Origin of the sequence: Paenibacillus sp. P32E (assembly GCF_001909085.1) — a bacterium.
Classification (GTDB): domain Bacteria; phylum Bacillota; class Bacilli; order Paenibacillales; family Paenibacillaceae; genus Paenibacillus_AQ; species Paenibacillus_AQ helianthi.
On the sequence record NZ_LVYY01000007.1, the window covers coordinates 168765 to 188656 of the forward strand.

The following is a 19892-nucleotide window of genomic DNA, read 5'->3' on the forward strand; positions in this document are numbered from 1 at the left end:
CTTATTCAAAATCGGCTTTTTGTTCTTCCAGATGTTTCGGAGTTACCTCGAACATGCTGTCGATCAAGCCGGGAATGGTCATTTTTTCGGTCTGCTCTGCCTTTTTGATCTGCTCGTTCACAGTAGCCTTCGCTTCTTCTCTAACACGCAGCGTGTCCTCTTCGGTCCAGAGACCCTTCTTCTCCAAGTACTTGGCCAGACGGGCAATCGGGTCCTTCTCATTCCATTGGCCTTCTTCTTCCTTGGAACGGTATTTGCTGGCGTCATCAGACAGGGAATGCGGACGGAAACGGTAAGTTACAGCTTCAATCAGCGTAGCACCTTCACCTTTGCGGGCACGTTCAGCAGCATCCTGTACCGCAGAGATAACCGCAAAGATGTCCATGCCGTCGATCTTGATACCGGGAATACCCGCAGCAACAGCTTTGTGGGCGATTGATTTGGCTGCCGTTTGTTTGGCAAACGGAGTCGTGATAGCATAGCCGTTATTTTGTACGAAGAAGATGACCGGCAATTTGAAACGTCCGGCAAAGTTCATACCTTCGTAGAAGTCGCCTTCGGAAGAACCGCCGTCACCTGTATAGGTGATTGCTACATTCTGCTGTTTTTTAAGTTTGAAGCCCATTGCAATACCAGTGGCATGCAGAATTTGTGCGCCGATGATGATCTGTGGCATAAGTACATTTACACCCTCAGGAATCTGTCCACCATGCTGATGTCCGCGAGAATATAGGAAAGCCTGGTATAATGGAAGTCCGTGCCACACCAGCTGTGGAATATCACGGTAACCCGGGCATACAAAATCTTCTTTCTGGAGAGCGAACTCACTGCCGATCATTGTCGCTTCCTGGCCGGACACCGGCGCATAGAAACCGAGACGGCCTTGACGACCAAGGTTGACAGCTCGGTCATCCCAGGTCCGGGTAAATACCATACGATACATGATTTCTTTCAGCTGATCGTCGGTAAGTTTAGGCATCTTATCCTTATTGATAACTTCTCCATCGGGGGAAAGCACCGTAAGGGCCTCTACATCCTCTGTATACACTTCGTAAGGAACTTTAGTCATCATCTTCACCTCAATAAAAAAATTTGAATATCAGTGTCCTCTGTTATAGAATTATTATACACCTGTTTTATCTGTTTCGTCAAAGAAATACGCATAAAATTTATGTTTCCATAAATTTTGTATGTATAACAGGAACTAAAATATCCTATAACAGATAGACAATTATTTGGCAAGTAAATGATATTTAACACATTCACCACTTGGGTAATTTTAACGCAACCCCGAGACTAATGCAAAATCCGACAAGAAAGGTGACGATTCAGCTATGAGCGAACCTGTTTTTCTGAAACGTACAATTGTAAAACAAACCTTATGGAGCGAACATCTTAATGAAGAACGCAAACTGCGTATCTATCTTCCTCCCGGCTATAATGAGGTGCTCAGCTATCCCGTAGTCTACTGCCAGGACGGAGAGGAGTTTTTCAACTTCGGCCGTATTGCCACCCTTGCCGGACAGCTGATCCTGGAGCAGGATATAGAGCCGTTCATTATTGTCGGGGTAGAAGTGAATGTAGCCGTCCGGACACAAGAGTACGCCCCCTTCGGCAGCCGGTTTAAGCAGTACCTCTCGTGCTTTGCCGAAGAAATTATTCCCTTCATTGAACATAATTATCCGGTCCGCCGCACACCGGAAGAACGAATCATCGCCGGTGATTCGCTTGGCGGCAGCGTATCGCTGCATCTAGCACTGTCCTATCCTGCTTTGTTCAGCCGCGTACTAAGTCTTTCCGGTGCTTACTATCCTCAGACACGCGATATCCTCGCTCAGGAAGAAGATCTCTCCTGGCTCGATATCAACATGGTAGTGGGACTGCAGGAAACGGAATATAAGACTGATACCGGTGTCTACGATTTTGTGCAGATGAACCGGGATACCAGGTCTCTGCTGGAGTCACGTGGGGCAACCGTTTCTTACCGGGAAAAAGACGGCTACCATCTCTGGGGATTCTGGCAGAAAGAGCTTCCAGAATCGCTACTCTATTTCTTAAACCAATAAAACAAGTTTGAAAGACAAAAAAGTGAACATCTTAAGAACATATGTATCTTTTGTGCTTGATCACGCTTTCATAAAAGGATGGGCACTCCGGTACCTGTCCTTTTTTTAAGGACGGCAGCCGAACAAGAACCCTTGTCTACACATACATTCCGTTATATCCTATCCTTAATTATCTGATCCAGCAGCACTTCACAACCGGCGTTGATCAATTGATATACCTGCTCGAAATTCCCTGTAAAATAAGGGTCCGGTACTTCCCTCAGCTCCTCTTCAGGCAACAGGTCCATGAAGAACAGGAGCTTCGCTTCTTCCCCACCCGGAATTTTGCGCACATTTTCGCCATTAGACTGATCCATGCAGAGGATGTAATCAAAATCATCGAAATCATTGCCGCTTACAAGCCGTGCTTTCATATTCTCATAGCTGATACCATGTTCATCCAGAATATGCCTTGTTCCTTCATGCGGCGCTTTTCCAATATGCCAATCTCCGGTACCGGCAGAATCTACCGCAATCCGATCTGTCAGCCCCCGTTCCAGGATTTTGTGACGAAGAACAGCCTCTGCCATCGGCGATCGGCAAATATTGCCCAGACATACAAACAGCACCTTAACGATCCTTCTCACCTCCAGCACCTTTTTTCACTTCTTATACAGCACCTAGTTGTACTATATTTATTTTAGCGCGGGAGGATCATTTGTACAACTTTTCGTTCTGCATTATACTGGGTCTGGAAAAACTAAGTACGCAGTCACAAATCAGGAGGTACTCTATGCCAGTCAAACGGGTTGTTATTTTTGCCGGTGGAGATCTGTCGGCGGATTATTTGTCTTTATTAGATGAAGAGGATTTTGTTATTGGAGCAGATCGGGGAGCTTTATTCCTGATTACGCACGGGTTCGTTCCCGACATTTCGGTAGGTGATTTTGATTCCGTGACTCCTGATGACCTGGAACATATTCAAGCGGGGAGTAAAAAAACCATTACTTGTGATCCCATAGACAAGGACTTAACCGACAGTGAAATGGCGCTTGATCTGGCACTGGACACTCAGCCGGAATCCATCCTGCTGTTCGGGGTAACGGGCACCCGGATCGATCATACCCTTGCCAGTATTCAAATGATGACCCGAGCGCTGCAGCGCCAGGTTCGTTGCTCCGTAATGGATTCGCATAACTACATCACCTTAACCGGTTCAAAGGCCGAGATTTGTGAAGCTGGGTATACCTATGTTTCTCTGCTGCCTCTCACCCCGGAAGTGACCGGAATTACACTGGAAGGCTTCCAGTACCCTTTAGTCGATGCGACTCTGAAACTGGGACAATCCCTTGGAGTAAGCAATGTTTTATCAGCGAAGAACGGAACCGTTTCTATAGACAGCGGACTGCTGCTGATTATTCAAAGCAAAGACTAAGTACATACGAATCAGAGACAGCTCTGTAACCATTGTTTCAAAAGTATAAAGTCGGGAATCCCTTTCTGCAAAAGGGTTTTCTGACTTTTTTTGTTCACGCAATGCTTCAAATATTAATTTTTTGTAACTTTTAATGAGATTTTAATAAAACGCTTCCATCCCAATCCCCGCAAGGGTTTGAACCCCCTTCTCCAAAAAATAGGAGATTCATAACCTGCTATACTACGAACAGGCAAGAAGATAGATATTTAGATATAACCTGGGAGGAATTACAACATGAAGAAACATCAATGGTTTAAGCAAGCAATTGTAGTAGGTATGTGCACCACGATTGGCCTGAGCACACTGATGGCAACAGGAGCAGGTACAGCACCCGTTGCTGCCGCATCTGTGTCCTCTTCAACGGGTCAAAGTATTGTAAACTTAGGAAAAAAATATATGGGAGTGCGCTATGATTTCGGAGCCTCCATTTCATCTACCAGATCCTTTGACTGTTCATCATTCACCAAATATATTTTCGGCAAATATGGTGTGAACCTGCCCCGTACCTCTGTAGATCAATCCAAAGTGGGAAGAGCCGTATCCAAAGCAAATTTGAAAGCAGGAGATCTGTTGTTTTTCTCCAGCGGCAGTAGAGCCAACGGTTCAAATGTAACTCACGTAGCTGTATATATGGGGAATGGTAAAATCCTTCACACTTATGGTTCACCTGGTGTAACCATCTCCAACCTCAATTCCGGCAACTGGAAAAGAACTTATCTGAAAGCACGCCGCGTTCTGTAACAGCTCTATAATAACCTCTTTCAGACTTTTTCGGCGGTTGCATACAAACAAAAAAGTGGTTGGCTTTGTTCAGAGTATGGTGTCAGCATGTGGCGCGCCTTCCGGCGCCCTCATTACATATCCGGTTCCACGTACTGTATGAATCAATTTATTCTTGTGCCCTTTATCCACTTTGAGCCGGATATGCCTGATATAGACATCAACCACGTTGGTGTCTGCATGAAAATGATAGCCCCATACCTGCTGCAGGATTTCATCGCGGGGGCATACCTCCCCCAGATTCACTGCCAGATAATAGAGCAGATCAAACTCTTTAGGTGTCATTTTCAGATCCATTCCATCCCGTTTAACCATTCTGCGGGCGGGATCCAGCATCAGGCCATCCACCAACAATAGAGACGAACGGTCGCGGTGGCGGCCTGTAAGTCTTATAATATTGTCCACTCTGCATTTGAACTCACCGGTATGTACAGGCTTCACCATATATTCATTGCCGCCCGCTTCAAAAGCTGCAACCGCCGCCTCGCCATACGCTTCACTGGAAATCACCATCACCGGAATTCTTTTCCCCTGATCCCTCAGATCCGATATCAGCCCCCATCCAGTCCATTCTGCGGCATGATCCAGCTCAGCAATCAGCAATACGGGCTCCACTCTGGACAGCAATAATCGAAGATCCTCGAGATCTTCGATTATTGCTGTATGCAGTCCGAGGTCCTGGAGAGCTTGTAGCAGATTCATATGTTCCCCTTTGTCACGTCCCGCTTCCAAGCCCTTAAGGGCACCAGCGGGCTGCCCGGACACAAACCAGGCAATGGTCTCATTCACTGTTATCCCCCGCATCAAGTCAGCCTTGCACCGGCATTGCCGCTGCAGAATAGGCTTAGATTTCCCGTAAAGCAAAAAGGCCATTCCCCGGAATGGCCTTTTCATATCAGAATTGTTAATTATGATTCCATGAGGTCGATTTCCTGGAAACGCAATACCTCGGTTTCCCAGCGTTCACGCACAAACCGCTGATGATCCGGATGTGCATTATAGGCATCGTATGCCTCCTGATTCTCAAACTCCATGGAGAAGCTATAATCGAAATCGCATTTCACACTGATCTGAAGCAATACCTCAAAGTTTGCAACTACCGGAATAGAACTGAGGATTTCTTCCCCGTCTTTCAGGAACGCAGCCGCTTCCGCCGAACCCGAATTATGCTTCAATGTGAATAATGCCATATGTCTGATTGCACCGTTCGTCATCATCCTGCCTCCTCTTTATCCGAAATACCGGTGATAAAAACTGCGGGCAGCAGCAACATCACTGGTTCCATGAATCAAAGCCCTTCCATCTCCAAAAACTACCATCCGGTACGGCTCTTCCGTAAAAGAAACCAAGTAAGCATTACTCTCGACCTTGCCGCTGCCAAGCTTGGAGAGCCTTGCAGCCGTTTCCAGCAAATTCAGCTCCTGGCGGACCGCTGGCCTGATTTGCACTGTATCCCTGCCGCACAGCACATCACTGCGCTCAGTATTGGCTGCTGTTAAATAAGGATATACAGGATGGTTTCCGCATGAAGGACAGCTAGCTTTTTTGGCAGCCTTGACACCGATTTCCTGGTGCTCATTGCGCCATACATCAAACGACAGCAGTTTGCCTCTAAGCTGTTCATGCCGACCGCCCAGCAGTTTTAGAGCTTCCGCTGTGGCATTTGCGGTAACCAGCTGCACAGCCTGCGGAAGAATACCCGCCGTATCGCAGGTATCGCCCCCAAGCGGTACAGCGCCCAGCAGACAGTTCAGGCATGGCGTTTCACCCGGCAGAATTGTGAATGTTATTCCATAACTGCCTACACAAGCCCCATAAACCCAGGGTATGCCATGTTTTTGAGCCATATCGTTAATAATCAGGCGTGTGTCGAAATTATCGGTTCCATCCATGATAAGATTCACACCGTCCAGCAGACTCTCCAGCTCTTCGGCTCGCACATCCAGCACCTGGGCCTCAATCGTAATCTCTGAGTTAATCTGCTCAAGCCTCGCCTTGGCCGCTGCGGCCTTGGGCACCCGCTGCAAGGCATCCTCTTCTGTATAGAGCTGCTGGCGCTGGAGATTGCTCCATTCCACATAATCCCGGTCAGCCAGTATGATCCGTCCTACTCCACAGCGGGCTAATGTCTCGGCAATCCCTGTTCCCAGCGCACCTACGCCAACAATCAGCACTGTCGAGCGGGCAAGTCCTGCCTGCCCTTCTGCACCAAAAGGGGTGAATCTTACCTGTCGCGAATACCGGCCGTCCCGGCCAGCTGTAGCTTGTTCTTTATCCATGTGGCTCATTCTAAGGTCCCCCCATATATTTAAAGCCGGAAAGGAGCATGTGCTGCTCTTTTCCGACTTCAGATGATATTAGACCGTCTGCGCTGACCACTGCTCAACATCCCAAATTTTGGTGACCCAATCCTCGTAGAAATCCGGCTCATGGGAAACCAGCAGAATCGTGCCCTTATATTCCTGAAGTGCCCGCTTCAGCTCAGCCTTGGCGACAACATCTAAGTGGTTCGTAGGTTCATCGAACAGAATCCAGTTGCTATCGCGCATCATCAGCTTGCACAGACGCACTTTGGCCTGTTCTCCTCCGCTCAGCATGCTCAGCGGACGAGTGATATGCTCATTCTTCAATCCACAGCGGGCCAGATGTCCGCGCACTTCATTCTGGGTGAGACTGGAGAATTCATTCCACACATCATCGATCGGTGTTAGATTTGCAGCCTTAACCTCCTGCTCGAAGTATGCAGCATTCAGGAAATCTCCAAGGTACGTTTTGCCGCTGTAAGCAGGGATTACGCCCAGGATAGACTTCAATAACGTGGATTTACCCACCCCGTTACAGCCTACAATGGCAATTTTTTCTCCGCGCTCAATCGTCATATTCAGCTTGGGCAGCAGCGGACGGTCATAGCCAACCTGGAAGTCAATACCTTCAAAAACCGTCTTCCCGCTGGCCCGGCTCTCTTTGAAAGAGAATGTGGGCTTGGCGGCTTCATCCGGACGTTCAATCCGCTCCATCCGGTCAAGTTGCTTCTCACGGCTCTTCGCCCGGCCTGAAGTAGAAGCTCTTGCTTTGTTGCGCTGGATGAAATCTTCTTGTTTTTTGATGAAATCCTGTTGTTTCTCATAGGCATCAATATGCTGGTTCTTGTTCATGTCGGCCATATCAAGGAACCGTTCATAGTTGGCTGTATAGCGGGTCAGCTTGGCAAATTCCAGATGATAGACGACATCAACGACCTTATTCATAAAGTCAGTATCATGGGAAATAAGGACGAACGCATACGGATACTGCTTCAGATAGTTCGTCAGCCAGTCAATATGCTCCACATCCAGATAGTTGGTAGGCTCATCGATTAACAGTACATTCGGTTTCTCAAGCAGCAGCTTTGCCAGCAGAACCTTAGTACGCTGTCCACCGCTTAATGCTGTTACGTCACGATCCAGACCGATAGCGGCCAGACCGAGTCCGTTAGCCATTTCTTCTACTTTCACATCAATCAGATAGAAATCACCGATATCCAGCTGTTCCTGAATTTCACCCATCTGCTCCAGCAGCAGTTCCAGCTCTTCAGGGGTAGCCTCACCCATTTTCTCGGTAATGGCCATCATTTCATTTTCCAGCTCAAGCAGTGGCAGAAAAGCATCCTTCAGTACATCACGGACGGTTTTGCCCGCAGTTAGAATGGTATGCTGATCGAGATAGCCATAACGGACTTTCGGGGTCCACTCCACTTTCCCGCTGTCTTTAAGCAGCTTGCCGGTCAAAATGTTCATTAGTGTAGATTTGCCGACGCCATTCGCTCCTACCAAGCCAACATGCTCACCGGGAAGCAGCCGAAAAGATACGTCCTTGAACAGCTCACGGCCTCCGAAGTTGTGCGAAACGTCTTCTACTGTAAGTAAACTCATAAATTCTCCATATGCTCCTATCTATATTTAAAAATGAGGCAGTATTCGGTTCTAACTAAACATACAACGATTCATTTTAGCACAAGTAAGCGCCACACTGATACAGAAGTTTCGCTTAAAACAGCGAAATGGAAAGAAAAAGGATGTGTTTTTGCTATTTTTTCTGAAATAATCCACCGTTTTTCGCAAACATTCTTCTTTTTCCTTGTTCTTTTATCAGACGTTCTAGAGCCTCAGACAGCTTGCCCCTAGCTTGAAAAGGGTCCGGCTGAAACGGTAAGCTGTGTACCTTGATTCCGCCCAGGGCGGAGCCCAGCAGACCCGCTGCGGCCTGAGTAGAGAGCGGCAGACATATCCTCCAGTCCGGCAGTGGAGTGAGTCCGCTGCGGGCCAGCCAATGCAGGGTATCCTCCAGCCGCCAATCTGCACCAGAAGCCACGAGCAACGGAATATCGCTAGCCGTAAATTCCTCCATTGCCCCCTCATACTCGCCTATACCCAAATCCAGAATCACAAAATCGTACGCTCTTCCCGGCAAGAAACTGATTTCGCCTTCGGACGGCCTATTATAAAAATGTACCCCTTTCCATATAACAGGGGTCTTGGCTTCATCTGGGCCGCGATCTGACACAGGTGTCCCCAGCATACTACAGATTCGGTTATAGACCGTGGATAACGGGTTGAAATCTACCCAAGCAACAGTACCAAACCGGCTCAGGCAAAGGCTGACAGCCAATGAGGTATGCGTTGTTCCCAGTCCCGGAGCTACACCAAGGAGCGCAACCACAGTCGTCTCCTGCTTTGGACGAAATGAGGCAGTTTTGCTGCGCAGATATTTTGGGCTGGCTGCAGGCTCTGCTTCGGCTTCAATAGACACCAGAACACTAAGAACAGCTTCAGCATTCGGATATCTTTCTTCCGGATGCTGACGCAGCAGCCGGCGTATCAACGGAATCATCGCCTCCGGTAACTGGGTACGTAGTTTATCCTCCAGCCCCGCCTGCCAACGGCTGTACTGGCCGCCGGATGCCATATACAGCAGCAGAGCACCTAATCCGTACAGATCCGAGGCAGGCCCGCTTTGCCCCCCACCATACTGTTCAGGAGCGGCAAAACCAACCGTCCCGAGCTTCTCAGTATCTTCACTCCCGTCTCTTCTAAGCTTACGTGCAATGCCAAAATCAATCAGCATCAGCTCATCCCGTCCAGTCAACATAATATTTCCAGGCTTCATATCCCGGTGAACAATCGGCGGATGATGTCCGTGCAGATACTCCAGAACCTTTAGGAGCTGCTGCGCGTACCGGATGATGCTTTTCGCCGGCAGCGGCCCGGGGTTATCCGCAAGATATTGGCTTAACGTGATGCCCTCGATATAATCCATTACCAAATAACAATACCCCTCCCGGTCCGGCGGGAAAAAATCAACCACACCCGGCAGCAGCGGATGCCTCAGAGAGATCAGCAGTTCAGCTTCTGCCTGAATATCTCCAAATGAGCCCTCTTTGTCGATGCTCTCCTTCACCGCCCAGCGTTTTCCAGGCAGACGCAAATCCTCTGCCAGATAAACATGACTCATCCCCCCTGTTCCTAGTATTCCAGCAATGCTATATCTATTTCCCAGGGTCACTCCAACCTTGAGTTTTGTACCGAAGATCACAATACACTCCTCCATTCTTTCTGATGCAAAAAAGGGAAAGCCCCCGTTATCCTCACATACAGCGGCATAATGCCGGATGTATAGGTAACGGGATGCTTTCCCTTTGGGTAACCCTATGCTTCCTAATACTTAATCATATAAAGTGTAATTTCATCACGGTTATGGAACAGCTGTTTGGCCCGCTGAATCTGCATCCGCTCGCCTTCGAACATGGCGATAATTTCCTTAATCACCGCCAGCGGCTTCTTATGCATCAGCTTCACCGTAACAATAGCTGTTCCGCCAGGTGACAGACTGTGTAGCAGCCCTGTTACCAGCTTGGCCATCAGCTTGGGACTCCAGCTCATATCGCAGACCAGCAAATCAAACTCATTGTCCGAGAATTTCACTTCTCCGGCATTTTTGCGGAGAATCTTAAGTGAAGAATTCTTGCGGAGCGACTCGTGCATCAGCGCCGGGTCAATGGCTGTCACCTTAAGCCCCCGTTCCAACAGAAACGAAGTCCAACCGCCCGGAGACGCGCCAATATCCACGGCATTCCGGAAGCTCTGGAACGGAATCGAGAACTCTCTTTCCGCTTCCATCAGTTTGAACTTGGCCCTTGAGATCTGCCCGTCCTCTTTACGAAAACGGATCATGCCGCCATTCCAGCTCGACAGGTTGTCCTCAGGCCGGGAAACACCGGCATACAGCGCCTCACCATCGGCATACACCGAAATTATCCAATCCGGATCTTGCACGGTGAACTCCGCACCGAGGTCCTGCAGCCGTTCCTGAAGCCATTCACGCAGTTCCCCTGGGCTGTCCGGCCAGAAGGAGCTACTGCCCTTCCGGACATGCAGGGATACCTTCATCCCTTCAAGTTCGCTGCGGCGGCCCAGATAAACAGCGAGCCGCTCCAGCGCAGCCCCGTCGCCCTGGTCTTGGAACTGGACAGGCTGAATGTGCCGCAAAAAGATCGGCAGACTGCCGGCCAGTTTGCGTGACACCTCTTCTGGTTCGGCTTCCAGCGTGGCCAGGAATATTTCACCCGGCAGCAGCAGCGTGCTTTTCACCGACCCGAACAAGCGGCGCAGCTCTTCCTGGGCATATGGAGCAAAGCCGTGGTTGGCGGTGCAAATATACCGTGAATGTACTTTTTCTTCCGGAGCAGAGGTCTGCTGGGGAGTTACTTCTATCAAATCACTCAAAGGGTTGTGCCTCCAGGTCTTATTTTAATCCAGGGACGACCGCTATCCCATTCTATATCAGCAGGAATATCGTAGGTGGCCAAGATCATTTCTTTCGTTAATACTTCTTCTTTGGGACCAGAACCGGCCAGCTTGCCGCCCCGGATCAATGCCACATGTGTAAAGAGCGGCACAATTTCCTCAACATGATGTGTAACATATACTACGGATACGTTATGCTGCTTCAGCTTGTCGATTTCGGCAAGCATTTTTTCACGCTCGTACAGATCTAGTCCGGCACAGGGCTCATCCAGAATCAGAAGCTTGGGCTCAGCCATCAGGCAGCGTGCCAGCATTGCCTTTTTACGTTCCCCTTGGGATAGGGTTCCAAACGGATGGTTGGCCATCTCACCGAGATTCATGTCCTCCAGCAAACGGATGGCCCGCTCATGCACGGAACGCGGAATATCCTGATAGAAGCGAAGATAAGCATAGGCGCCAGTAGCAACAACCTCCCATACGGGATCAGTCAGCGACAGCTTTTCCATCAATGACGGTCCGATATAACCGATTTCCTTGCGTACCTCGCGCAGATCGCACTGGCCGTATTTATAGCCAAGCACCTCGACAGAACCTTTGCTCGGAAACAAATAACCAGTCATCATTTCCAGCAGCGTGGTTTTGCCTGAGCCGTTACGGCCCAGAATCACCCAGTTTTCGCCCTGCTTCATTTCCAGAGACACATCATCCAGAATGAGGCTTTGCTCTCTGCGCAGGGACAGATGTTGTAATGATATCATTATGAGGTCACACTCCTTATGTAGTCCAGCACCCGTTCCACTGAGCCCATTGAATAATAAATAGCCGGTTCCCTGCCGCGGTCAGCCGATGCAACCAGCAGGGCAGGCACACTGGAGATCTGGTAAGAATTCACCAGCACCGGCAGTATGTTCACATTCCCCGTTGCAATCAATAGTTCCTGCGGCAGCAGATGCTCCGCCACCTCCAGCATACGGCGGGCAGCTGTACAAGTTCCGCACAACGGAGTATACAAAAACACAACGAGAGGTTCACCCTCCCGTTCCAGTACCTTCAGCAGCTCCTGTTGATTCATCTCTATCATCCGTTTACCGCCCCTGAGGCAATCTCCAGAAGTCTGGACGGATCCAGCGGACCATTGTGGAGCCCAACATCAGCAGGAATAGCAGGATACAGAATTTCGTACATCTCCCGGCGTCCCTGCAGACTGGAGGTATGAAGATATATTTCGCGGGGAAACAGCTTTTCCAGTACGATTCTTTTCGCTACTTCACTTCCGCTATAATCATCAGGCCCCATGTCATAATCCAAAGATAAGAGTTCAACTTCACATTCACGGAGCAGCATCAGACATTCCTCCGTAGAACGTGCCAGCGCGAAGCCCTCGGGCCGTTTTCGGTAGTCGTCCATGAACAGATTGATCATTGCTGCCCCTCCTCTTCATACCACGTACGTACTGCAGCAATCTCCTGCCGGTGAGTTCCATCCGGTCCCTTCCCGGTCTCCAGAGCAATGGCTACCCGGCGAAAAGGTTCCGCAATCATCAGACTGCGCAAGCCATCATCACCGATACAGCCCATGCCGACGTTAGCGTGCCTGTCCCTCTGTAAGCCGAATGCATACATTGAATCGTTAAGATGAACAGCCACAAGATGCTCCCAATAGCCAAGAACTGTGCCTCGTTGAATGAATTCTTCCGTATGCTCCGGATTCCAGATCCCGGCGGCGAATGCATGGCAGGTATCCAGGCAAAAACCGATTTTCTCCGGGTAACGGCTTAGTTCACGGATTTTGACCAGTTCTTCCAGCGTTTTGCCCTCCTTGCCATGATTGCCAGCCTGATTTTCAATCAACAGTTTGGCCTGCCCGTCCCAGTTTTCCAGCGTTTCATTAATACATTGTATAATATTTTGATAGCCCTGTAACGGCTCTATGCCGCTAAAATGTCCAAAATGAACCACAATGCCCAGTGAACCGCAGGCCTCGGCAATCTCCAGGTCGTTCAGCAGAGATTCCACCATGATCGTCCTGGATGCCGCTGTGGCCGCCAGATTGGTTGGATAAGGAGTATGCGCGATCGACACCATTCCCTTATCCCGGCAAAAGGACGCACAGCTCTCCGCATCGCTTAAGTCCAGCTGCTTCAACCGCAGACTGCGCGGATTCTTCGGAAAATATTGAAAACACGCCGCACCGCTCTCCCAGGCAAACCGGGCTGCACGCCCAAATCCGCCGCGAGTGCTGACATGTGCCCCAATTTTGGGCTTATTCGTCATGCTGGCAATCCGGGCAATAAAACACCTTGCGTCCGGACAGCTCTATTTTGACAATGGTTCCCCCGCCGCGCAGACATGGCTCGCCTTCACGGTCATACACTTTGCACTGATCATTATAAGAACCGGTAACTGTATCCCCGGTCATAAACGGCATCTCCATATAGCCGCCGATTTCAGTGGCTTCCGTCAGCACCTTGCGTACACTATCATACAGCCGTCCCACCGTTTCCGGTGTCAGGTTCTGTACTAGTGTTGTTGGCAGGAGCTTGGCATCATAAGCGATTTCATCAGCATAGCAGTTGCCAATGCCAGCCATAACCTGCTGATTGACCATCAGGCTCTTCAGCGCCCCCCGGCGTCCTTTCAGAAGTCCAGCGAACCGTTCCCGCGTCATGCGCCGGTCCAGCAGTTCAGGCCCCAGTTTGCCCATTGCCGCTTCGCTCTCCTTAACGGACAGCAGATGCAAGTATCCCAGCCGTAGTCCCATAAAATACAGAATGTGCTCTCCAAATGCAAGCTCTACCTGTGTTGAGCGTTCAGGCCGTTCTTCCTCCGTCCCGTAGAACAGAAGTCCTCCGAGCATCAAATGCAGCAACAGCCTGCGGCCATCGTGAAGATGGAACAGAATATGCTTGGCTCTGCGCTCCACAAATACAATGCGTGCCCCAAGCAGCGCCTGGGTGAATTCTTCGGTCTCCATATTGATCGTTTTCTCCCGATTTACGGTTACACCTGTAATTGGGACATTTATAAGATGCTGGCTAAGCAGCTTTCTGTAATTCTCCATTTCCGGCAATTCCGGCATAATGATATCTTCCCTTCGTAGATAGGTATAAGCACACCTTTGACATTATACACCGAGTGCAAGCATAAGTTCAGCTAAATCGGCACAAATTTCATCCGGGTTCACTCCGGTAAGGCGCTGATAGTCTTCCAGATTGTCTCTAGTCGTAAGGCCCGTCAGCACAAGGATGGTCCGGCAGCCTGCGCGCGCTCCTGCGGAAATATCTGTGCGCATATTGTCTCCAATCACAACGGCCTCGCCCGGATCAATTCCCAGCAGGGACGTAGCGTAGGTAATGAGATGCGCCTCAGGTTTGCCAATGACTACAGGAGAAAATCCGCTTGCCGCTTCGATTGCAGCCCCCAGCGTCCCTGCTCCAGGCATGACGCCGTCATCGGAGGGAAGCATCAGATCCGGGTTCGTTAACACAAACTTTGCCCCCTCACGAATCCAGCGGGAAGCCCGTGCCAGGGTATCATATGTAAAAGACCGGTCAATGCCCTGTACAACATACTCCGGCGCTTCAGTCACCAAGGCAAGCCCCGCTTCGCGGCAGGCCTCGATCAATCCCTCTTCCCCAAGTATCGCCACAGTTGCTCCTGGTGATTCTCCGGCAATATAGCGTGCAGCCGCCAATGAAGAAGTGCACACCTCATGCGGCTCTGCTTCAATGCCCATTCCACGTAAATGAGCCGCTACGCTAGCCGGAGTTCGGGAAGAGTTATTCGTTACAAACAAATAAGGTATTCCAGCCTTGCGAAGTGAAGAAATGAGCAGATCTGCACCGGGAATCATCCGGCCTCCGTGGTATAATGTTCCGTCCAAATCAATCAACAAACCCCCAACAGATTTCATAGCTTCCCTCCTAATCTATTTTTAGTTCACTCCATTAATATTAAATCTTATTAATTTTCTGTTTTCCTCTATAGCTTTCAACCAATTAGCCAGTCGTTCTATATGGAAAAAGAATTGGCTTATGGGTATTCCACACGCATAACATGAAGCTTTTTCGCCAATATCTTTGCTTCTTCGTTTCTTTTTCATCCTGCTAATCCTTAAAATTTAACACACCTCGTCGAACACTATCGAACGCCCGCCCCGCCAGTCTTTTTTTGGCATGGCACTGTCATTTCCTGCGCTTTCCCGGAAAATAATTCACTTTCCCGGATCATTCTCCTGAGGATTTCCCGGAGATCTGCGGTATACCGGAAAGGTGCCGAACTCTTCAGCCAGCAGCGTCTGAGGAAAGATTGCCTGCGCTTCCATAAGCAGCGGCAGCAGCTCTTCCTGTGAAGTGTAGCGGGAACTGAAATGAGTCAGCAGCAACTCCCGCCCACCTGCATCGCGGGCCAGCTCGGCGGCCTGTACGGCAGTGCTGTGATGATACTGATAAGCCATATCCTTCAGATCGTGGCCAAAGGTTGCCTCATGGATGATCAGATCCGCATCCAAGGCAAGCGGTAAAGCCCCCTTACAGGGTCTTGTATCTCCCAGGACGGTTATAATTCGGCCTCGTTTCGGAGCATTCACCACTTCAGCTGCACGGATCAGGACGCCTTCCTCATTCGTTACATCTTGCCCCTTTTTTAATAAGCCATAGAGCGGTCCTGGTTTCAGACCATAGCTTTGCAGTATTTCTGTATTCAGGTTGCCCGGACTGTCTTTCTCCGTCACCCGGTAACCATAGCTGTCGATCCGGTGTTCCAGCAATCCAGCCTCAACCTTAAAGCTGTCATCCTCAAAGATCAGGCCTCCGCTATGTTCAACAATCTCAATTGCATATGGAATCCGGGACTGGCTGACTGACAAGGAGATATCCAGATAGGCTTTTAGACCAGGAGGTCCATACACCGTAAGCGGTCCTGTACCGCCTTGATATCCGCGGCTGGATAACAGACCCGGTAATCCGAACAGATGGTCACCATGGAGATGGGTGATGAACAGCTTTTCAAGCTTTCCCAGCCGAAGCGGGGATCGTAGAACCTGGTGCTGCGTACCTTCTCCACAATCGAACATCCAGAAGCTTCGGCGTTCTTCCAACAAGCGGAGTGCAACCGAAGTTACATTCCTCTGTAGCGTTGGAACCCCGGCATTTGTACCCAAAAAGTATATTTCCACTCATGCTCCTCCTCTCTATATTTTTAAAAACGCTTCAAATGCTGTAGAGCAGAATCTCATGCAGAGAATTTTACCCTTTTTGGGACAAAAAATCATCTTTCCGGTAAACGTATAGCTCCAGCAAAAAACCTCCCGGTTACGGGAGGTTCCGCTCTAATAGGGTGCAATCCCTACAGAATGAGTATACCGGACGGAAGCTTATTGCTTCTCCACATTAAAATACTGCGCTTCCGGGTGCGCGAACACCATCGCCGACACCGAAGCTTCGGGCTCCATCATGAAGCCTTCAGTAAGCTCGACACCAATGTCCTCAGGTGACAGCAGCTTGAATAGAGGTCCCTGATCCTCCAGATCCGGGCAAGCAGGATAACCGAAGGATACGCGAATGCCTTGATACCGGGCTCCGTGTCTTTGCTTCATGGTCATATCCGCCGGGTCCGGGAACCCCCATGTATCCCGTATCATATGATGAACGCGCTCCGCTAAACCTTCAGCTACCTCCAGCGCAACCGCCTGCAGGGCGTGGGAACGCAGATAATCGCCTTTGTCCTTCAATTCAGCCGACATTTCGCGGACACCATGACCTGCCGTAACCACCAGGAAACCGACATAATCCATAATTCCGCTGTCAACGGATTTCAAGAAGTCTGCCAGACATAGATAAGGCTCCACATTCTGTCGGGGGAAAGTGAAGGTATGGAGTACCTTGGCTGTATCCTGCGGATCGTAGATCAGAATGTCATTGCCATTCCCTTGAGCCGGGAAAAATTGATACATGGCTTGCGGAGTTATCGTACCTTCCAGCATCGCTTTATGCAGAATGTTATCCACGGTCTCCTTGAGTTCCACTGTGCGTTGGTCACCAGCAGCAAGCTGAGCTTCCACTGAACCCTTCAGTCCAAGATGATGACCCAGCAGCATCTGCATATTTACATAAGGAATAATATGTCCTAACGGGTAATTGCGCAGGACATGCCGCTCCAGATCAGGCGGCGTAAAGACCGGAGCATCCGCCGAAATCTTGGAACGGACCGCCCTTGTCAGCACTGGCAGCTCCTGCTGTGGAGCCACGGCTACCGCCGCCTCAGCTTCAAGGCGCACTTCCTCTTCAATTTTCAAACGTTCATCCGGATTCATCAACCGGTTGGCGATATCCAGGCCGTCCATGGCGTCCTTGGCATAGAGCACCAGACCGTCATATTCCGGCCGGATACGTGTCTTGGTGAACTTGCGTGTCAATGCAGCGCCGCCAACCATGATCGGCACATCGATACCTGCGGTACGCAAATCCTGAGCAGTCAGCACCATTTGCTGCGCCGACTTCACGAGCAAGCCGGACAGGCCAATCGCATCCGCTTTTTCCCGCCGAAACGCTTCGATGATATTCTCCGGTGGTACTTTTATACCCAGATTGATAATCTCGTAACCATTATTGGAGAGGATGATCTCCACCAGATTTTTACCGATGTCATGCACATCACCCTTAACCGTAGCCAGCATGATCTTACCCTTTACAGATGTCTCATCCTTCTGCATGAACTGTTCCAAATGGTTGACAGACGCCTTCATCACTTCAGCGCTTTGCAGCACTTCTGCAACAATCAGCTCATTGTTGTTGAACAGTCTGCCAACTTCAGACATTCCAGCCATCAACGGACCGTTAATGATCTCCAGCGGACCCGACTTGTTCAGAGCTTCGTTCAGATCGGGAATCAAGCCTTCTTTGGTCCCTTCCACTACATAGGAGGCCAAGCGCTCCTCCAAGGAGAGACTGGAGATTTTCTCCTTCTTCTCCACCTTCTTCCCGCGAAAAGCGGCAACGAATGCGGACAACGTATCATCATTTGTATTATAGATCAACTGCTCAGCCAGATAACGGTCCTGTTCTGAAATGGAGGCATACCGCTCTACCTTTTCCGTATTCACGATGGCATAGTCCAGTCCGGCCTTAGTGCATTCATAGAGGAATACCGAGTTAAGCACCTCGCGACCCGCTTCAGGCAGACCAAACGAGACATTGCTTATACCCAGGATGGTATGCACCTCAGGAAGGGCTTCCTTGATTAGACGGATACCGTCGATTGTCTCCTTGGCGGAACCGATATACTGCTCATCCCCGGTACCTACAGGAAATACCAGTGTATCAAAAATCAGATCCTCCGGCGCCAGACCATACTTATTAACCAGCAGCTCGTAAGAACGTTTCGCAACTTCCAGCTTATCCGTAGCTTTAATAGCCTGTCCCGTTTCATCTATGGTGCCCACAACAATGGCAGCGCCATATTTATGGATCAGCGGAGTGACCAGCTCGAATTTTTCTTCACCATCTTCAAGATTAATGGAGTTAATGATCGCCTTGCCCTGGCAGTACTGTAGTGCCAGATCAATTACCTTGGGATCGGTGGTATCAATCATAAGCGGAACCTTTACCTTTTTGACCACCAGTTCCAGAAATTTCTTGATATCTTCACTCTCATCACGGTCCGGGTCCTGAACACAGACATCTATCACTTGTGCACCACTCTTCACCTGAGCCCGGGCGATTTCGGAAGCTTCTTCATATTTCCCCTCCACAATCAGCCGCTTGAACTTCCGCGAGCCAAGAACATTCGTGCGTTCACCCACCATATACGGGCGGTTGTCACTCTCAATATATACAGGCTCAATCCCGGAAAGTGCCGGCGGATGCTGTCCATCCAGACCACGGGGCGGATACACCGCAAGCGCCTCAGCCATTGCACGGATATGGTCCGGTGTGGTTCCGCAGCAACCCCCGGCAATATTGAGCCAGCCCTTCTCGGCAAAACCGGCAAGCTTACGGGCAAGAGAATCCGGCGACTCGTGATAATTACCGTTTTCGTCGGGCAGACCTGCATTCGGATAGCAGCTTACTGCTGCTGAGGAGATTGCCGAGAGTGAACGGATATGGTCACGCATAAACTCAGGTCCGGTCGCACAGTTGAGCCCGATGGAGATAGGTTTCAAATGCTCCAGTGAAATGTAAAAAGCTTCAATGTTCTGCCCGGCAAGTGTAGTCCCCATCGGTTCTATCGTCCCGGAGATCATGACCGGCAGCATTACCCCCGTCTGCTCAAAAGCATTGCGGATGCCGATACTTCCCGCCTTCACATTGAGTGTATCCTGGGAAGTTTCGAGCAGCAGCGCATCCACTTTCCCGTCGATCAGCGCGACCGCCTGTTCCTCATAGCTCTTCACAAGTTCATGGAATGTGACACCACCAGTCACTGAAAGGGTCTTCGTTGTTGGTCCCATAGCCCCGATAACATAGCGCGGATGGTCAGCTGTATCATATTTGTCTACGGCATTCCGGGCCAGTCTGGCGGCTTCGAGATTGATCTCGCGTGCCCGCTGTGGAATATCATATTCGGCCAGCACGACAGAAGTCGCACCGAAAGTATTCGTCTCAATTAAATCCGCACCGGCTTCCAGATATTTCTCATGAATATCCTGTATGACCTCAGGCCGGGTGAGCACCAGCATTTCATTACAACCGTCAAGCTCTTCTCCGCCAAAATCCGCACCGGTAAGCGGCACCTGTTGAATCATCGTACCCATTGCTCCATCAAGAATCAGTATGCGCTGTTGTAAGCTTTCAGCAAGTGTGAATTTAGC

The 19892-nt window shown here is 49.9% G+C and carries 19 protein-coding genes; 3 read left to right on the forward strand and 16 right to left on the reverse strand.

The window, feature by feature from the left end; genetic code table 11:
- Position 1: 1 nt before the first annotated feature.
- Positions 2-1069 (reverse strand): pyruvate dehydrogenase (acetyl-transferring) E1 component subunit alpha, encoded by a 1068-nt coding sequence (gene pdhA, locus A3848_RS08605; RefSeq protein WP_074084537.1) that lies wholly within the window; start codon positions 1067-1069, stop codon positions 2-4.
- A 265-nt stretch (positions 1070-1334) separates the two neighbouring features.
- Between pdhA and A3848_RS08610 the strand changes: the two genes are divergently transcribed.
- Complete coding sequence (locus A3848_RS08610; protein ID WP_074084538.1) at positions 1335-2066, forward strand: alpha/beta hydrolase; 732 nt, start codon at positions 1335-1337, stop codon at positions 2064-2066.
- A gap of 152 nt (positions 2067-2218) precedes the next feature.
- On the opposite strand, the gene A3848_RS08615 is transcribed toward A3848_RS08610, so the two are convergent.
- On the reverse strand, positions 2219-2683 hold the full coding sequence (locus A3848_RS08615; protein WP_074084591.1) for a low molecular weight protein-tyrosine-phosphatase: 465 nt from the start codon (positions 2681-2683) through the stop codon (positions 2219-2221).
- A gap of 155 nt (positions 2684-2838) precedes the next feature.
- Between A3848_RS08615 and A3848_RS08620 the strand changes: the two genes are divergently transcribed.
- Both A3848_RS08620 and A3848_RS08625 read left to right on the forward strand, forming a co-directional pair.
- The gene (locus A3848_RS08620) at positions 2839-3480 is read left to right on the forward strand and encodes a thiamine diphosphokinase (RefSeq protein WP_074084539.1); all 642 of its coding nucleotides are present in this window, start codon (positions 2839-2841) and stop codon (positions 3478-3480) included.
- 276 nt (positions 3481-3756) lie between these two features.
- Positions 3757-4263, forward strand: a complete 507-nt coding sequence (locus tag A3848_RS08625) for a C40 family peptidase (RefSeq protein WP_074084540.1) — start codon at positions 3757-3759, stop codon at positions 4261-4263.
- Positions 4264-4332: 69 nt separating this feature from the next.
- On the opposite strand, the gene A3848_RS08630 is transcribed toward A3848_RS08625, so the two are convergent.
- From A3848_RS08630 to metH, 14 genes are all read right to left on the reverse strand, one after another.
- On the reverse strand, positions 4333-5091 hold the full coding sequence (locus A3848_RS08630; protein WP_178381939.1) for a winged helix-turn-helix domain-containing protein: 759 nt from the start codon (positions 5089-5091) through the stop codon (positions 4333-4335).
- A gap of 119 nt (positions 5092-5210) precedes the next feature.
- Positions 5211-5516 (reverse strand): Dabb family protein, encoded by a 306-nt coding sequence (locus A3848_RS08635; protein ID WP_074084542.1) that lies wholly within the window; start codon positions 5514-5516, stop codon positions 5211-5213.
- A gap of 15 nt (positions 5517-5531) precedes the next feature.
- A complete protein-coding gene (locus A3848_RS08640; RefSeq protein WP_074084543.1) occupies positions 5532-6590 on the reverse strand; it encodes a ThiF family adenylyltransferase in 1059 nt (352 codons plus the stop codon).
- A 69-nt stretch (positions 6591-6659) separates the two neighbouring features.
- Positions 6660-8213 (reverse strand): ABC-F family ATP-binding cassette domain-containing protein, encoded by a 1554-nt coding sequence (locus A3848_RS08645; protein WP_074084544.1) that lies wholly within the window; start codon positions 8211-8213, stop codon positions 6660-6662.
- Positions 8214-8367: 154 nt separating this feature from the next.
- Positions 8368-9888 carry a serine/threonine-protein kinase gene (locus A3848_RS08650; protein ID WP_083612010.1) on the reverse strand — a complete coding sequence of 507 codons (1521 nt, stop codon included), beginning with the start codon at positions 9886-9888 and terminating at the stop codon, positions 8368-8370.
- A gap of 107 nt (positions 9889-9995) precedes the next feature.
- Positions 9996-11063 carry an SAM-dependent methyltransferase gene (locus A3848_RS08655; protein WP_074084545.1) on the reverse strand — a complete coding sequence of 356 codons (1068 nt, stop codon included), beginning with the start codon at positions 11061-11063 and terminating at the stop codon, positions 9996-9998.
- A complete protein-coding gene (locus A3848_RS08660; protein ID WP_074084546.1) occupies positions 11060-11842 on the reverse strand; it encodes an ABC transporter ATP-binding protein in 783 nt (260 codons plus the stop codon). Before A3848_RS08660 ends, A3848_RS08655 begins: the two co-directional genes overlap by 4 nt.
- A complete protein-coding gene (locus A3848_RS08665; RefSeq protein ID WP_074084547.1) occupies positions 11842-12165 on the reverse strand; it encodes a thioredoxin family protein in 324 nt (107 codons plus the stop codon). The genes A3848_RS08660 and A3848_RS08665 overlap by 1 nt, the downstream gene beginning before the upstream one ends.
- Positions 12162-12506 (reverse strand): cyclic-phosphate processing receiver domain-containing protein, encoded by a 345-nt coding sequence (locus A3848_RS08670; RefSeq protein ID WP_074084548.1) that lies wholly within the window; start codon positions 12504-12506, stop codon positions 12162-12164. Before A3848_RS08670 ends, A3848_RS08665 begins: the two co-directional genes overlap by 4 nt.
- Positions 12503-13357: a deoxyribonuclease IV gene (locus A3848_RS08675; RefSeq protein ID WP_074084549.1), complete on the reverse strand. Its 855-nt coding sequence runs from the start codon at positions 13355-13357 to the stop codon at positions 12503-12505. Before A3848_RS08675 ends, A3848_RS08670 begins: the two co-directional genes overlap by 4 nt.
- A complete protein-coding gene (locus tag A3848_RS08680) occupies positions 13347-14162 on the reverse strand; it encodes an Fpg/Nei family DNA glycosylase (protein WP_074084550.1) in 816 nt (271 codons plus the stop codon). Before A3848_RS08680 ends, A3848_RS08675 begins: the two co-directional genes overlap by 11 nt.
- A 45-nt stretch (positions 14163-14207) precedes the next feature.
- Positions 14208-14996, reverse strand: a complete 789-nt coding sequence (locus A3848_RS08685; RefSeq protein WP_074084551.1) for a TIGR01457 family HAD-type hydrolase — start codon at positions 14994-14996, stop codon at positions 14208-14210.
- 300 nt (positions 14997-15296) lie between these two features.
- Complete coding sequence (gene rnz, locus A3848_RS08690) at positions 15297-16259, reverse strand: ribonuclease Z (protein WP_074084552.1); 963 nt, start codon at positions 16257-16259, stop codon at positions 15297-15299.
- 198 nt (positions 16260-16457) lie between these two features.
- Positions 16458-19835 carry a methionine synthase gene (gene metH / locus A3848_RS08695; protein WP_371916086.1) on the reverse strand — a complete coding sequence of 1126 codons (3378 nt, stop codon included), beginning with the start codon at positions 19833-19835 and terminating at the stop codon, positions 16458-16460.
- Positions 19836-19892 lie beyond the last annotated feature (57 nt).